Source organism: Saccharicrinis carchari, from assembly GCF_900182605.1.
Lineage (GTDB): Bacteria > Bacteroidota > Bacteroidia > Bacteroidales > Marinilabiliaceae > Saccharicrinis > Saccharicrinis carchari.
This window is the reverse complement of the sequence record NZ_FXTB01000005.1, coordinates 62,202-77,776: the sequence shown is the minus strand read 5'-3', so window position 1 is coordinate 77,776 and position 15,575 is coordinate 62,202. Positions and strand designations below refer to the sequence as shown.

Sequence of the window (15,575 nt, the reverse complement as noted above, 5' to 3'; positions counted from 1 at the left end):
ATGTTATTTAAATAATGTATGTAACAAAAACTAAAATCAATCCGCAAGCATCAGTCGCCCGTATCACCCTTACAGCAAGCCCCTTAAAGCTCGCAATACTTATCATCGTTGGCCAGATTTTTACACGGGTAGCGCCAGGTAAGATCAGATCCTTCGATGAGTTCATCGGCCACATCCGGCCCCCAGGTTCCCGCCGGATAACCATGCACCTTTATATCTTTGTTGTTTTTCCAGGCATCCTGTATGGGTTTAACAAATTTCCAGGCTGCCTCCACAGCATCGCCCCTTGAGTATAGCGTAGAGTCGCCCAGCATGCAATCTTGCAACAAACGCTCGTAGGCACTTGGCAGATACACATCGGCCAGATCGGTGTAATGAAAATCCATATTTACATTCTGAGCGTTAAAGCCGGCACCCGGCACTTTCATACCAAATTTAAGGAGCAGACCCTCATCAGGCTGAATACGTATAACCAATTGGTTTTGTTGTTGGGCAATGGTGGCGTGGCTCGAAAATAGGTGATGCGGCGTAGGTTTAAAATGGATAACCACCTCGGTAACTCTGGTGGGCAACATTTTACCGGTACGTATGTAAAACGGCACTCCTCCCCATCGCATATTGTCGATGAAAAATTTTATTGCCACATAGGTCTCGGTTCTGGATTCCGGATCGACCCCTTCTTCCTGACGGTACCCTTTTACTTTCTTTCCCTTTACGGTTGAGTTTATATATTGCCCCCGTATCACCTGTTTGGCTACATCTTCTTCCTTAATGGTACGGAGGGATTGAAGCACTTTAACAATTTCATTACGTATACTGTTTGAATCGATAAGGGCAGGTGGCTCCATAGCTACCAGACTGGCCAAAAGCAACAAATGGTTTTGCACCATATCCCGCAATGCGCCCGACCCTTCGTAGTATCCTCCTCTGCTACCTACACCAATACTTTCGGCCGAGGTTATCTCCACGCGGCTTACGTAATTGCGGTTCCACAGCGGTTCGTATATGGTGTTCGAAAAACGCGTAACCAAAAGGTTTTGTACCGTTTCTTTTCCCAAATAATGATCTATACGATAAATTTGTCTTTCACGGAAGTTCCGAAACAAACTTTCATTCAGCTGCTGTGCCGATTCTAAATCATAACCAAATGGCTTTTCAACTACCAGCCGGCTATACCCCTCGTCTTCGTTATTTAGGCCTTGCCTGGCAAGATGACAGGGAATAGTTGTGTACATACTTGGCGGGGTGGCGAGATAAAAAATAAAATTATTTTCTGTACCCAGCTCTTTATCCAGCGCCAAAAGTTTATCCTTAAAGCCAGCGTACTCTTGTTCCTCCTTAGTATTAAAGGCATAATAATAAAGCTTTTGCAAAAATGTATCTATTTTGGATTTCAATGCGCTGCCCGTGTTATTTAAGGCAAACTTCTCAATTCCTTCTTCCATTTTCCGGCGAAATTGATTGTCTGACAACTCGGTTCTGCCCAAACCCAATACGGCAAAGTTTTTGGGCAACATATTTTTATCGTATAAATCATAAACAGCCGGAACTAGTTTGCGATAGGTAAGGTCGCCCGAAGCGCCAAAAATAACAAGTATATGGTTTTTAGGTGTTTTCATAACAATGTAAATACAATTTTTAAAATTTCAATATTAACAAATATTAGGGCAAGATAAAAGTTAATGATTAATGGCCACCACAGGATCCATTTTACTGGCTTTGTTGGCAGGGATATAACCGGAAATAATACCCAGGAAAATTGAAATAAACAGCCCTCTGAATATATTCCAAAAGGTAAGTGGCACAGCCAAGTCCATGGCTGAGTTGGCAATGAGTATGAGTATAAAAATAAGCAGTAAACCGGCAGCACCACCTAACAGACTCAGGAAGATACTCTCGAATAAAAACTGCCACAGGATAAATCTACGCTTGGCACCCAGGGCTTTTTGTATGCCTACAATGCGTGTTCGCTCCTTTACCGAAACAAACATAATATTGGCGATACCAAATCCACCCACCAGAATAGAAAAACCACCGATAAGCCAACCTGCCAAATTAATGATTGCAAACAGTCCATCAAACTGCTTTTGAATAATACTTACCCTGTTTAAAGCAAATGAATTACTTTGCCTGGGTTTGAGTTTTCGTTCGGCACGCAGTATGCCTTCCAGCTCGCTCATCAGATCATCCACCTCAACCCCATTTTTAGCTTTAACAATAATAAAAGGTTGCACGCTTCCACTGCGGATATTAAATATATTTTTAGCAAAATTGATCGGCATCACCACATTACCATCCAGGCTATTACCAAAAAGATCCTTGCCCTGGCGCAGCATCACGCCTACCACCGTAAGTTTTCGTCCTGCTATTTTTACACGCTTACCTATTGGATCCACATCCCGAAAAAGATTATCCGCCACTTCGGCACCCAAAACAACAATGTTACTACCCCCATTGGATTCTACAGGAGAAAAATATCTTCCCTTAGCTATTTCAAAACTCCAGTTTTTATCAAAATTATGCGTCACACCAAAAATCTGAACGTTATCGAATGAGTTATCCTCAAATATTACTTTTTTCTGCGACGAGATGGCAAAGGTGGATGCTTGGGCAAGTTGTGATTTTCGTTCAATTTGCTTTAGCTCATTTAAAGTGGGCTGCGGACGATTCATATACCGCCACCAGGGATATTCCGTTTCACCTTCAGGAGGTGTCCATGGCCATTTTTGCACATACACCACGTTATCGCCCAAGGATTGAATACTGTCCCTGATCCTTTTCTCAAGATAATCGATTAATGTAAAAACAGATATAATGGAAAAAATACCTATGGTAACGCCACTCAGCGTTAAAATAGTCCGTAGCTTATTGGAAGTTAGCGCATTGATAGCAAACAGCAAGCTCTCTTTTAAAAACTTATATATGATTATCATTGACGGGGCATTGTTTTGCTCGGGTAAGTTATAAAAAAAATATGAAGTGAAGTATTAAAAGCCGCATTGCTTATCTCCGGAAAAGAGCTGAGAACTACCTGTTTCGTACAATTACGTGAACTGGTTTAAAAAGAATTGCAGGCCAAAATAAGAAGGGGCTTATAAAATAGGGTATTGCGTTTTTTAGGCAAACACTTTTTATTATTGGCATCTGCAATAAATTACCTTTACTGATACTCGTAGCCATGAACAGACCCAATCAAAAGTTTACCAACAATTACAACACGTTTACCACAGCTATATTCCAGTTAATCAAACGGGAACGGCTTACGTATTGAGTTTACTGATTTATTAAACGAACTTATATAAAAAAATACGGAATCGAGAAAAGAAAATCACCTATACACCAATTGTACAGTAAAAAAAGACGGTAGAAACGGGTGATAATCCATGGAGCGGCAGGTAACCAGATGAAGAGACCGTACACCTACTTGTTTACCAATGTAAAAAACTTAAATATACGTAATTTAAAGCGAAGCAACGACAGACTCTAAGACTGACAAAACGAATTTAAAGAAAATGATTCTGAGGGCAGTCCTTCCCTCATCCCTTACCTCGCACAACATTTGTCGGATCCCTACATTGGTACGGGTATCCCTTTTGAGTCAAGTACACATGCCTTGACCGTTGTAGCCTCAGGAATGGCCATTGGTAAAGACATACTGAGCCCGACCGATTCGCTATCAAAACCGAACCATCCACCGGTAGGTGATGACACGGAACGGCACATCGCCGGCAAAATTGTAAACAACCTCCGCATGGGCAATTCGGGATATAGCATCAAATTTGTAATTTATACGGTGCCGCCCCAAGTGGTGAAGTGGAAAAACAATGTAAAACTCAAAGTATAAACGGCATGAAACTATATTCTGTTGGAGTACGCTTAGCTTGGCAGGTAGCCGCTTTTGAAGCGGCCAACAAAAAAACTGCCCAAATAGAAATAGACCACATCATGTTGGGCATATTATCGATGGAAAAAATCCAGGAACGTATCAGAGTGCGCTCTGCACAAGATTATGAGGAACTTCTTGTCGAAAAAGAAAAGCTATATAAAATACTTTATTACAACAAATTAAACCCTACCACCTTACGCCGTTCGCTGCGCCACATGCTACCCGATGGCAACGGCTTGCCGGCAAATGGCGTTTATCACCGAAGCAAGGAATGCAAACAATTGTTTGTTGAGTTATCCGATTATCCGAATCACTACGTAACCCTAAAACGATTGTTTCTCGCCATTGTCAACCTAAAAAAAGCATCGTATTTTTATCAGCTCTTAATTCGTTTAAACGTAAACATCGAAGACATAAAATTAAAAATTATGTTTTCCGTATACAATCAGAATTGATCTGTGATAGATTGAAATTTAACACCCCCACAAACAAGCTTAAAAAAAACAGGGCTATTATTCTCTTTACAATTTCCTCTTTCCACCAACGGGTTCTTAGCATATAACTTGATTTAGCGGCTCTACCCATATTGCTGCCTTCAACCTACGTATCCTTTCCTCAACACCTTTCATTGGAACATGTTATTGAATCTTGATTTTATGGACTAAAAAACCTACTTACCAAGTTTTTTTCCCATTTTTTTATATTTTCGCAGCACATCCAAATTTATATCTATGAATCCACAAAACAAGTTATCGCCGCCAAAACAAATGATTTTGGGTATTCAATTTTTATTTGTTGCCTTTGGCGCAACCGTACTGGTACCCTTGCTGGTGGGTATCAGCCCGTCCATTGCCTTATTTTCGGCTGGTGTGGGGACCCTGGTTTTTCATTTTATAACCAAAGGTAAGGTGCCGGTTTTTCTGGGCAGCAGCTTTGCCTTTATTGCCCCCATTACCGCAGCCACCGAAAAATTTGGATGGTCCGGAACCTTGTCCGGCATCGTAGCCGTTGGACTTGTATATACCATTGTTTCGTTATTTGTTAAATGGCGTGGTGTAGGTTTTATCCGGAGGTTTTTCCCATCGGTGGTGGTTGGACCCGTTATTATGGTCATTGGTCTTTCGCTGGCTTCTGTAGGTGTTAACATGGCTAAAACCAATTGGGTTATAGCGAGCGTCTCGTTATTATCCGCTATTATTGCCGTAATCTACTTTAAGGGCATTATCAGGCTCATCCCTATATTTGTAGGTATAGTTGTGGGTTACTTGTTGGCCCTAATTATGGGCAAGGTAGATTTTACACCGATCGCAGAGGCAGCCTGGTTTCAATTGCCGGAGTTTACCTTACCCTCACTTAGTTGGGAAGCCATTTTATATATGATACCCGTGGCTATTGCGCCATTGATAGAGCATGTGGGCGATGTATATGCCATAAGCGCCGTGGCCGAAAAAGATTTTGTAAAAGATCCGGGATTAAACAAAACAATGCTGGGCGACGGTGTAGCTACCGGTATTGCCGGTATGCTGGGAAGCGTTCCCAACACCACCTACTCAGAAGTAACAGGCGCCATAGAGCTCACCAAAGTAACGGACCCTAAAGTTTTACGCATATCTGCCATCACCGCTATCGTATTTTCGTTAGTAGGGAAAATAAGTGGCTTATTAAAGAGCATACCCAATGAAGTGCTGGGTGGTATTATGCTATTGTTATTTGGCATGATAGCCAGCGTGGGCATAAAAACACTAATCGAATCAAAAGCCGATTTTCATAAAACAAGGAATATGGTTATCACATCCGTGATATTGACCATAGGTATCGGCGGGGCATCTATCGACTTCGGAAATTTTTCATTAGCGGGCATAGGACTGGCCTCGGTAGTAGGGGTATTTCTGAACCTGATTTTACCCGGCAAATCAAAGGAAGTTCATATTGATGCCGAATAGGCAGCTAAAACAGGTTCGGCCAAGAAGTTAAACACTAAAAAACATTGGCTAATTGATGCTCAGCATTCAACGTACGTTGCAAAATATCATTTCTAAATGAAGCTTAAGGCTATCCTGAATGGAAATAGATAATTACCTATAAAAAATATACAGCCCGTTATCTTGGATTTATTAGTTATACTATTAGCCAAAAAATGATTAACTTACCCTTTCTAATGTTGTTTTGATTATTCGATAAAAATGGCAGGCATAAGTGATAAATCAAATTTTCCGTTATATAACACCGTTTTAATGCCACAAGAAGAAATGCTTGAGGTGAAAAAAACCGGTAAAAAACTGACGATTGGCATTCCTAAGGAAAAGTCAAAATTCGAGAACCGCATCGCATTGACACCCCAAGGGATTGAATTATTAGTTGAAAACGGGCATACGGTTTTATTTGAATCAGGTGCGGGCGAAGCAGCCAATTTTTACGACCGCAACTTTTCGGAATGTGGAGCCACCATCGTAAACAACAACAGCGAAGTTTTTAGAGCTGAAGTAGTGCTGAAAATATCCCCATTTACGAATGACGAACTGGATTTATTATCGCCCGGTCAAACGCTTATTTCACTGGTACAGCTGCATCAGCAATCGCGCGAACTCATTCGTAAAATGATGGACAAAAAGGTAAATGCCATTGCCTTCGAGTTAATCAAAGACAGCAACGACTGCTACCCCATATCACGCAGCATGAGTGAAATAGAAGGTGTTGCTTCCATTATGATTGCCAGTGAATATTTAAGTAAAGCGCACAATGGCAAAGGAGTTTTATTAGGTGGCATTACGGGTGTATCGCCTGCCGAAGTCATTATTTTGGGAGCAGGCACTGCCGGCGAGAGTGCTGCACGCGCAGCATTGGGCTTAGGGGCTACGGTTAAAGTTTTCGACAACTCCCTAAAAAGCCTGCGCGAACTGGAATTGCACGTGGGACAAAGGGTGTTTACTTCGGTGCTTTATCCCAAAGCCGTAACCAAAGCCCTCAAAACGGCCGATGCCGTTATAGCCAATCTGCGTTATTTGCAATCGGGATTAAGCTATATGGTTACCGAGGAACAGGTTTCGCAAATGAAAAAGGGCGCTATACTTATTGATTTGAGTATGGGCCAGGGCGGCTGTTTTGAATCCTCTATCTGTACCGATTTTGCCCATCCGGTTTTTATAAAGCACGGTGTAATTCACTATTGCGTGCCCAACGTAGCATCGCATGTGGCACGGACAGCCTCTATTGCCCTGAGTAATATTTTTGCCCCCATGCTTTTACAAATAGCCAATGCCGGAAACATCAACACTTTAATAAAGGAGGACAACGGCTTTAGTCATGGATTGTACATTTACAAAGGAATCCTCACCAATCATTACATTGGCGAAACCTTTTCGCTCCCCTCCAAAGATATTGGTTTATTGATGGCGGCATTTTAATATCCCGTATTTATTTACCCGTTTAATTTACCGCTTGATCCCTTAAAACAAAACCAACGGTAGGTACATTTTCTATTTGTACCATAGTGTCCGCTTTTAAATATCTTCGAAGTTTAGCAATAAAAACATCCAAACTCCTACTGTTAAAGTAGTCGTTATTCCCCCATAAAGCAAGTAATATCTCATCCCGTTTTACCAGACTATTTTTGGAACAGGCGAGCATTTTTAATACTTCGTTTTCCTTTTGCGTCAGACGCTTTTGCTCCTTACCTATGGTCAGTAGCAAATTATCGGCATCAAACTTAAATTGCCCTATGTCCATTTTTTGCATAGGCTCCGTAGTTGTTTTACACCTGTTTAATATGGCATTTATACGGCACAGCAATTCATCTTCGTCAAAGGGTTTTACAATGTAATCGTCCACACCAATGCCAAAACCGGTAATTTTATCGTGTTTAAGTGCCTTGGCGGTTAAAAAAATAATAGGTACTACTTTATTCTTCTTTCGGATACGTTGTGCTATTCCAAATCCATCCAGGCCGGGCAGCATAACATCGAGGATACAGAAATCGAAATTATTTTGGTTAAAGGCAGTAATACCCTGTATCCCGTCGGGGTATAACTTTACCTCAAAACCTTTCGTTTCCAAAAAATCCACCAGCAAAAAGCCCATTGTAGTATCGTCTTCAACTAAAAGTATTTTCGTTTTTTTATCCATCTGTCTAAAATTAATCCAATACCTAAAGCGTTATTACCTTAAAAACAAGGGTAAAGGTACTTCCCTTATTTAGTTGACTATTAATATGAATTCTCCCTCCGTGTTGTAACACTACTGTTTTTACAAAATCCAATCCTAAACCAAATCCTTTTGTATCGTGAATATTACCATTGGTTACCCTAAAATATTTCTCAAATATATTTTTATGATTTTCAGGATCTATACCTATTCCCTTATCGCTAATAGCCAGATACATCTTCTTTTTTTTGTTAATGGTAGATATTTTTATATCCGGTTCGTAACGGGAGTATTTAATCGCATTGTCCAACAAGTTGCAAAGGGCATGGTGTAAATATTCCTTTTTGCCTCTCACCACACAATCATTGGCTTTTAAATCCAGGGATAAACTTCCTCCGGCTCTATTTATAGTTTCCCGAAAAATGTTTGTGCAATCATGAATCAGTTGGTGCATGTTTACATCGGCCATTTCTTTTTTGCTACCAATCATATCGGCCACTCTCAATATGTCGGCCACATGGTTCTTAATTTTATTGTTTTCGTCTTGTATAAGATGCGTATAATTGTTTATTTTTTCGCCATTAAAATCAGTATTTATATTTTTTTTGATCAGGCTGGATGCCAATTTTATATTCGCCACAGGCGTTTGAAACTCATGCACCATATTGTCGATAAAATCTTTAGTGTTTGAAAGTATCCTTTTTTGATTACTAAACAAACGAGAGGTGAATACAAAAGAAATCATAACAAAAACAATAACTGCAATTGAGATGTAAAACAAAGTGCCGGCTTGTGCAAAAATAAACTGGCTTTGTTCCGGAAATGTAATCAAGAGTTTAATACCGTTTTGAGCCAGTAATCCGTTCAAGGATTGTTCGTAGCACGAAACATCAGACTTGGCATTGCCTTCTTTTTCAATATTTACAAATTCAAAAGTATAATCCAGGTTTATTTTATGAATGGCCAGGTTGGAGCGTATTATACTGTCGGCCTTTTGCGAATTTACCGTTGCCATATCCTTGGTACACTGCTTGCCACAAACATAATTATTCATGTACTGACAGGCGTTGGCCGCCCGAGCTATTTCGTTACGCGATTCGCTAAGTGCGAGTACAACCCGGTGATTAAAATGCTTTTGCTCTAACTTGGCAGCCCGTACCAGAAATATAAACTGTATGCCTATAAGCATCAGTAGCAGAATAAAAGTAGTGATGGCCAATAAGGATTGTTTATCAATTTTCATCTCGGTTTCATTTGCCTGTTTAACGTGGGTATAATATGGTAAGTATTATTAATGGCTGTAAAATTACCAATATAAAAATAAAGCGAGACTTCATTAACATACTATTAACAAGCATTTGTGTGTAAATATTATATATTGCACCTCAAACATGTGCCATATGCCATGTGACTAATTTTTAGTTATTAACAATACAAAATTCAGTATTATGAAAAAGTCAATTGCAATTACCTTTTTATTTATGTTTATGTTGGCCATCGCATCACCTGTTATGGCAATGGATATTGCTCAGGAGCCGGTAAAAAAAGAATGTGCTGAGAAAAAAGAGTGCACGAAAGAAAAGAAAGAGTGCACAAAAGAAAAAAAGGCCGAATGTGAAGAGAAAAAAGCTGCTTGCGAAAAAAAATGCAGTAAATAATAAACACATAGGTTATTTTAAGTTTATTCCAAGCCGTTCAGCTTATCTGAACGGCTTTTTTTTATGCTATTTTTATTTTACTTTTAGTGCCTTTTAAGCTGAACTACTTGGGTACACCCTACCTTAAAACCTAAAACAGGCTACATGTTTTTTCGACTCCTACTAATCACAGTTTGCCTCGTTGCTTGCCCCTTGCTGCCTGCCCAAAGCAACATGAATCAAATATTTAATGAAGTATCTGATATGCATGATTTAGAGGAGATGCAACGGGTGGGCTTGGAAATAGCGCCAGATAACCCCGATCAGGCCGATAGTATAGCACAACAGCTGCTTAAACTCAGCCACGATGGTCAGGTAAGATACAAAGGCATGGCCTACTATATACTTGGCGAAGCCGAATATTACCGGGAACGCTACAATTTAGCATTGCAACATTATATGCAAGCCCAACCATTTTTGGAACAAAGTGGTGATAGCTCCGTTATATCCGGCATTTATAGCAATATAGCACTAATGTATTATTATAAGGCCAATTATACGGCTTCGCTATCGTACTACGAAAAATCCTTTGCCCTAGAAACACTGCTTAATGATTCGCTTGGCATGGCCAAAACTCTGCAAAATATGGGCTTGATATTTGGCAATTCGCAAAAATACGAGATGCAGCAATCGTATTATATGCGAGCCATGGAATTATACAAGCAAATGGGCGATACCCGTTCGGAAGCCGACATTGCACTGAACCTCGGTGTTTCACTTATTTTTCAAGAAAATTTTAACCAGGGGTATGCGTATTATCTAAAAGCATTAGAAACCTACCGCGAACTTAACGACAAAGGCAGGATAGCATCAGTACAGACCAATATTGGTTATTATTACTTAAAAATAAAAGAATACAACAAAGCATTTGAGCCTTTCAATACCGCCATATCCGTATTTAAAGAGCTGGATAAAAAAAGCGGCTTAATAAACGCTTATACCGGATTAGGAGATTTGTACGCAGCAAAAGAGCAACGAGATCAAGCGGTTAAAATGTACCAGATTTGCGAATCGATAAACCGAGACGTGGGGCTATTGGATTTGCAACGCGATAATTTACTTAGCTTATCTACGGCCTACAAAGAAATAGGTGATGTTACTAATGCCCTGCGGGTTTACGAGCACTTTAACCAAATTAAGGATAGCATTTACAAAATGAACCAGTCGGATAAAATACTGGAGCTGGAGAACCGGTATAAATTTGAAAAAAGCCAGAATCAAGTGACCGAATTAAAAGCCAAAAACCGTTTATATCTAATATTTTTTCTGGCAGCCGCATTTATTGTAATATGTACCGGGGTATTTTTATTTTTTCATTGGAGAGGCAGACGGATGAAAGAAAATCAGCGGGTGCTGCGTTTGGAGCAGAAAGTGCTGCGTACTCAGATGAACCCTCATTTTATTTTTAATTCTTTATCTACCATTCAATATTATATTTTGGAAAATAAAGTGACAGATGCGGTTGATTTTTTAGCAGATTTTGCCGGTTTAATGCGCATGGTTCTTCAGTATTCGCAAGAGGAATTTATACCGTTAGCGCGCGAATGTGAAATATTAGATTATTATATCAACTTACAAAACAAGCGCTTTGGCGATAAGGTGAGTTACGAAATTATAGTTGATCCGGAACTCCGGGAACAAAAAATAATGTTACCTCCCATGTTGGCTCAACCTTTTATCGAAAACTCGTTTGAGCATGGCGAACTAAGTAAAAAAGATAATGGACACATTAGTGTCCGCTTTGAGAAAAACGGCAACAAAATTATTTATGTGATTGAAGATAATGGAATTGGAATAATGCATAAGCAAAAAGAAAATGCCAGTGCACCCACAAAAAAACACAAATCATTAGCGTTAAAAATCACTTCCGAAAGGCTCAAACTGATTAACTTTGGCAAACCGGGTTCAGGTTTTGACTTAAAGGTGCAAGACAGAAGTCAAGACGGCACTTGTGGTACTCGCGTTAAGCTTACTATACCGCTGAAGATAATGCGAACGTAAAGGAAGGTTTTGCAAGTATCATCGGCAAATGGCTTATTTCCTTCCAAAATCGGCTGGTATCTCACCCCAGTTTTTGGTGTCCCATTTAAGTATAGGCTGCCTATAAGTATTGCTTTGCAACCAGTCTTCTGCCCGCTTTATCACCTCAAAAAGACCTTGCGTTTTTGTGTTCACTTCGAGTTTCGATTTGCATTTCCCGGCCTTTACCCAGGCTAATGCAATTTTGGAGTCGGTGTAAATGGGCAGGTTAAGATTGTGTTGCTTTTGATAGGCCAAGGCATGCACAATAGCCAAAAACTCTCCAATATTGTTGGTGCCCAATTTAAACTGCTTTAAAAAAACAGGTGTTCCGGAAATTGTATATACGCCCTGATACTCCATGGGGCCGGGGTTACCGCTGCAAGCCGCATCCACCGAAAGGCTGTTGCCTATTATGGCAGGGTTATTTTCAATAGAGCTATAAACGGGGTTAGGCATATCCTTTTTACCCCAATAATTGTCCGGATCGTCCTCAAACGCAGCTTCGGCTTCGTGCAAAGTTTTAAATCCCTTATATCGCACATCGCTAACGCCTGTGATATTTTTTTGGCACTCCTCCCAACTGGTATAAATGCCCGGACTGTGCCCATTCCAAACTACGTAATATTTACTTTTTTTTGCCACACCTATCCTTTTAGTACGGGAAAAAACTGTACGAGCAAATCGGCAAAATTAGAGAGAAACAAACGTATAGACATAGCCAGGAGAATGATACCAAAGAATTTTTGAAGTAAATAAACTCCTCCTTTGCCAATTATTTTTTCTACTCTATCCGTTGATTTAAGCACAAAAAACACAAACACTATATTGAGCACTAAGGCAATAATAATATTGATATTATCAAACTCGGCTCTAAACGACAGCAGGGTAGTGAATGTACCCGCTCCAGCAATTAACGGAAAAGCAATGGGAACAATGCTGGCTCCTGCGGGCGAATCGTGCCTGAAAATATGTACACCAAAAATCATTTCAAAAGCCATTACCAGCAATACAAACGCCCCCGCTATGGCAAACGAAGATATGTCAACACCAAATAAGCCCAACAGGGGCTCTCCCATAAAAAAGAAAACCAACAGTATTATCAGTGAAACTGAAGAGGCCTGAAATGGCTTTATGGTTTCCCCCCGCTTTTTCAAGTTCAGGATTAAGGGGATAGAACCCAATATATCAATTACGGCAAAAAGAACGATAAAAGCCGAAAGTATCTGTAAAAAATCAATGTTCATATATCTGCTATTATATTGATGGAAAATAGATTTATAGATAACATACTAATAAATAACCACTTATACATGTCAGCCTGCTTACTCGGCACAAATACCGGAGAGCAGCTTTTTTGCTTACTATTCTACCTTGAGCCCGGTTTTTTACTCACCTGTGTACTGACACAAATGGGGACAAAAATAGCGAATAAAAAAGGGGATGTTATCACATCCCCTCAAAAAATAATCCTCTATATTATCCACGCATAAACAATGTGGTAATTAACGTTTCCGTAAAAAGGCTACTTATTTTACCAGGGTCATCTCATCAATCAAATTTGTAGCGCCGGCAAACTTGTCGATGATAAAAAGAACATAACGTATATCCACATTTATACATTTTTGCAGTTCTGTTTCAAAAGTAACATCACCACTCATGGCTTCCCAGTTACCGTCGAAGGCCAAGCCGAACAATTCGCCATTACCATTGATTACAGGGCTGCCAGAGTTACCGCCCGTGATATCGTTATCCGTAGTAAAACATACACGCATGGTACCATCGACATCGGCATACTGGCCATAGTCTTTGTTTTGGTACAGCTCTATTAACTTTTCGGGTACTTCAAATTCAAAGTCACCAGGCACGTGTTTTTCTATTACTCCGGCAAGGGTAGTAAAGTACTCATAAATAACGGCATCCTTCGGCTTGTAGTTACCCACTTTACCATAGCTCAATCGCATGGTAAAATTAGCATCAGGATAAAATACTTTATCAGGATACATTTCCATTAAACCTTTTAAAAACAGGCGGTTATTTTCATTTTCAACGGTATTTGTTACGCTTACCTTTCCATAAATTTGACGGTACATATCCATGGTGGATAATGCCGCAATAAAAACCGGATCCTTACGTAAGGTTTTTAATTTGGGAGCTGCTAAAAAAGTTTCGAGTTCATTTTTATCCACAAACATAGATTTACGGAACACCCAATCGCCATATTTTTTAAAATCGCCTTTGTGTTTTTTCTCTACCACTTCCGTAAAGAAAGAGGGATGGTATTGAGCATCAATCTTGTTGTGGTATAACTCCAACATGGTCGCAAACACCTTATGATCGGTAGAAACGTTATAATCTTTAAAAAAACCATCTAAGGATTCCGTAATTGCTTCTGCAATTTGCGCTACTCTTTCTTTATTGCCCTGGGCCAATTCTTTTTCCAGTTGTATGGCTCTTGTACCCAAGGCAATAATTTCGGTACCGCGTAACATGCACTCCACCAAATAATTTTGTGCTTTTAGGTCGCTGGCTCTATTGGAATAAACCTTTTCCAAATTTGACAAGACCTCACCATATTCCGCTGTTCGTTCTGTTGAGGCAGCTACCCAGTTTGCAAATTCCTTTTCTAATTTTTGTTTTTCATCTACCACTTTGAGCCTTTCTAAACCACGGTTCATACCTATACTGTTTTTCCAGTAGTTGGAACTACGGCTATATTTTGAGGCATATTGAATATTCACCTTTTCACTGGCCATCATGTCCTCGCGCCATAGCTCCTGTTTTACGCCACGCGGAACTATACGGGAGTCGTTTATCACGTCCATACGTTCTTTAATACCCCACGAGGTAAGGTAACGGCTGGTGCTACCCGGGTATCCCAGGGTCATGGCAAAATCGCCACTTTGTGCGCCTTTTAACGAAATGGGCAGGTGATTGGCAGGTTTAAAGGGTACATTGTCCTTTGAATAATCGGCGGGCTTACCGTCTTTGTCGGCATATACCCTGAACAGGCTAAAATCACCAGTATGCCGGGGCCACATCCAGTTATCGGTATCGTGACCGAATTTTCCGATGGATGAAGGGGGGGCACCCACAAAACGCACATCGTTAAACTTTTCGTAAGCCACCAAAAAGTACTGGTTCCCCTCAAAAAAGCTCTGTACTCTTATCGTGTAATCATTACCTTCGGATGCTTCTTTAGTGATGGCACTGATATTTTTGCTTATCAGCTCATTTCTTTTGTCAATCCCTTCCGCTTCGTCTATGCCTTCAAACACACGGTCGGTAACCTCTTCCATTTTTTTAAGAAAGGTAACCGATAAGCCCTCGGCGTGCAATTCCTCGTCCAATGAGTTAGCCCAAAACCCATCTTTCAGATAATTGTTCTCCTCTGAACTCAATGCCTGAATATCTCCATATCCACAGTGATGATTTGTAAGGATAAGGCCCTGATCCGAAATTAGTTCGCCTGTACATCCGCCACCAAAAATAACGATGGCATCCTTCATGCTAGAATTATTAACGCTATAAATATCCTCTGCAGAGAGCTCAAGTCCCATCTCCTGCATCTTATTCATGTTCAGCTTCTTAATCAAGGGCAACAGCCACATTCCCTCATCCGCCTTAAGGGTTCCTGCGAAACCTATTATAAAGGCGAAGAATAAAATTGATAATTTCTTCATTCGTAATGTTTTAATATTTTTTGGAATCAAAAAAAGTATTGATGCAAACTACACTTATCTGCCATTTTTTTGCGACGCACAATATAATAATAATTTACAGGCAAAAACAATGATTTTAGTTTGGGTGATAATTATTAACAGAATGAGACG

The 15,575-nt window shown here is 40.1% G+C and carries 13 protein-coding genes; 6 read left to right on the top strand and 7 right to left on the bottom strand.

What is annotated here, in order from left to right; translation table 11 throughout:
- Positions 1-83: 83 nt before the first annotated feature.
- Both zwf and FN809_RS10740 read right to left on the bottom strand, forming a co-directional pair.
- On the bottom strand, positions 84-1,619 hold the full coding sequence (gene zwf / locus FN809_RS10745) for a glucose-6-phosphate dehydrogenase (protein ID WP_142533528.1): 1,536 nt from the start codon (positions 1,617-1,619) through the stop codon (positions 84-86).
- A gap of 60 nt (positions 1,620-1,679) precedes the next feature.
- Positions 1,680-2,933, bottom strand: coding sequence for an ABC transporter permease (locus tag FN809_RS10740; protein ID WP_142533527.1), 1,254 nt, complete (start codon positions 2,931-2,933; stop codon positions 1,680-1,682).
- Between the two features lie 626 nt (positions 2,934-3,559).
- On the opposite strand from FN809_RS10740, the gene FN809_RS10735 reads away from it, so the two are divergent.
- From FN809_RS10735 to FN809_RS10720, 4 genes are all read left to right on the top strand, one after another.
- Complete coding sequence (locus FN809_RS10735; protein WP_142533526.1) at positions 3,560-3,844, top strand: hypothetical protein; 285 nt, start codon at positions 3,560-3,562, stop codon at positions 3,842-3,844.
- A gap of 5 nt (positions 3,845-3,849) precedes the next feature.
- The gene (locus FN809_RS10730; protein ID WP_142533525.1) at positions 3,850-4,341 is read left to right on the top strand and encodes a hypothetical protein; all 492 of its coding nucleotides are present in this window, start codon (positions 3,850-3,852) and stop codon (positions 4,339-4,341) included.
- A 276-nt stretch (positions 4,342-4,617) separates the two neighbouring features.
- Complete coding sequence (locus tag FN809_RS10725) at positions 4,618-5,829, top strand: uracil-xanthine permease family protein (RefSeq protein WP_142533524.1); 1,212 nt, start codon at positions 4,618-4,620, stop codon at positions 5,827-5,829.
- A gap of 291 nt (positions 5,830-6,120) precedes the next feature.
- The gene (locus FN809_RS10720; RefSeq protein WP_246095582.1) at positions 6,121-7,290 is read left to right on the top strand and encodes an alanine dehydrogenase; all 1,170 of its coding nucleotides are present in this window, start codon (positions 6,121-6,123) and stop codon (positions 7,288-7,290) included.
- A gap of 22 nt (positions 7,291-7,312) precedes the next feature.
- On the opposite strand, the gene FN809_RS10715 is transcribed toward FN809_RS10720, so the two are convergent.
- Together FN809_RS10715 and FN809_RS10710 are read right to left on the bottom strand one after the other, a co-directional pair.
- Positions 7,313-8,008 (bottom strand): response regulator transcription factor, encoded by a 696-nt coding sequence (locus FN809_RS10715; protein ID WP_142533522.1) that lies wholly within the window; start codon positions 8,006-8,008, stop codon positions 7,313-7,315.
- A 22-nt stretch (positions 8,009-8,030) separates the two neighbouring features.
- Positions 8,031-9,269, bottom strand: coding sequence for a sensor histidine kinase (locus FN809_RS10710; protein WP_142533521.1), 1,239 nt, complete (start codon positions 9,267-9,269; stop codon positions 8,031-8,033).
- Positions 9,270-9,474: 205 nt separating this feature from the next.
- Between FN809_RS10710 and FN809_RS10705 the strand changes: the two genes are divergently transcribed.
- Both FN809_RS10705 and FN809_RS10700 read left to right on the top strand, forming a co-directional pair.
- A complete protein-coding gene (locus tag FN809_RS10705; protein WP_142533520.1) occupies positions 9,475-9,684 on the top strand; it encodes a hypothetical protein in 210 nt (69 codons plus the stop codon).
- A 213-nt stretch (positions 9,685-9,897) separates the two neighbouring features.
- The gene (locus tag FN809_RS10700; protein ID WP_185957538.1) at positions 9,898-11,724 is read left to right on the top strand and encodes a tetratricopeptide repeat-containing sensor histidine kinase; all 1,827 of its coding nucleotides are present in this window, start codon (positions 9,898-9,900) and stop codon (positions 11,722-11,724) included.
- Between the two features lie 33 nt (positions 11,725-11,757).
- Here the strand turns inward: FN809_RS10700 and FN809_RS10695 are convergent, their stop codons facing one another.
- From FN809_RS10695 to FN809_RS10685, 3 genes are all read right to left on the bottom strand, one after another.
- Complete coding sequence (locus FN809_RS10695; RefSeq protein WP_142533518.1) at positions 11,758-12,387, bottom strand: ribonuclease H1 domain-containing protein; 630 nt, start codon at positions 12,385-12,387, stop codon at positions 11,758-11,760.
- Between the two features lie 2 nt (positions 12,388-12,389).
- On the bottom strand, positions 12,390-12,989 hold the full coding sequence (locus tag FN809_RS10690; protein WP_142533517.1) for a MarC family protein: 600 nt from the start codon (positions 12,987-12,989) through the stop codon (positions 12,390-12,392).
- 282 nt (positions 12,990-13,271) lie between these two features.
- Positions 13,272-15,425, bottom strand: a complete 2,154-nt coding sequence (locus tag FN809_RS10685; RefSeq protein WP_142533516.1) for a S46 family peptidase — start codon at positions 15,423-15,425, stop codon at positions 13,272-13,274.
- Positions 15,426-15,575 lie beyond the last annotated feature (150 nt).

Coding starts and splice junctions, on each gene's coding strand:
- FN809_RS10700 (WP_185957538.1), top strand. CDS start 9,898: ATGAATCAAATATTTAATGAAGTATCTGATATGCATGATTTAGAGGAG.
- FN809_RS10690 (WP_142533517.1), bottom strand. CDS start 12,989: ATGAACATTGATTTTTTACAGATACTTTCGGCTTTTATCGTTCTTTTT.
- FN809_RS10730 (WP_142533525.1), top strand. CDS start 3,850: ATGAAACTATATTCTGTTGGAGTACGCTTAGCTTGGCAGGTAGCCGCT.
- FN809_RS10710 (WP_142533521.1), bottom strand. CDS start 9,269: ATGAAAATTGATAAACAATCCTTATTGGCCATCACTACTTTTATTCTG.
- FN809_RS10740 (WP_142533527.1), bottom strand. CDS start 2,933: ATGATAATCATATATAAGTTTTTAAAAGAGAGCTTGCTGTTTGCTATC.
- FN809_RS10705 (WP_142533520.1), top strand. CDS start 9,475: ATGAAAAAGTCAATTGCAATTACCTTTTTATTTATGTTTATGTTGGCC.
- FN809_RS10725 (WP_142533524.1), top strand. CDS start 4,618: ATGAATCCACAAAACAAGTTATCGCCGCCAAAACAAATGATTTTGGGT.
- zwf (WP_142533528.1), bottom strand. CDS start 1,619: ATGAAAACACCTAAAAACCATATACTTGTTATTTTTGGCGCTTCGGGC.
- FN809_RS10715 (WP_142533522.1), bottom strand. CDS start 8,008: ATGGATAAAAAAACGAAAATACTTTTAGTTGAAGACGATACTACAATG.
- FN809_RS10720 (WP_246095582.1), top strand. CDS start 6,121: ATGCCACAAGAAGAAATGCTTGAGGTGAAAAAAACCGGTAAAAAACTG.
- FN809_RS10685 (WP_142533516.1), bottom strand. CDS start 15,425: ATGAAGAAATTATCAATTTTATTCTTCGCCTTTATAATAGGTTTCGCA.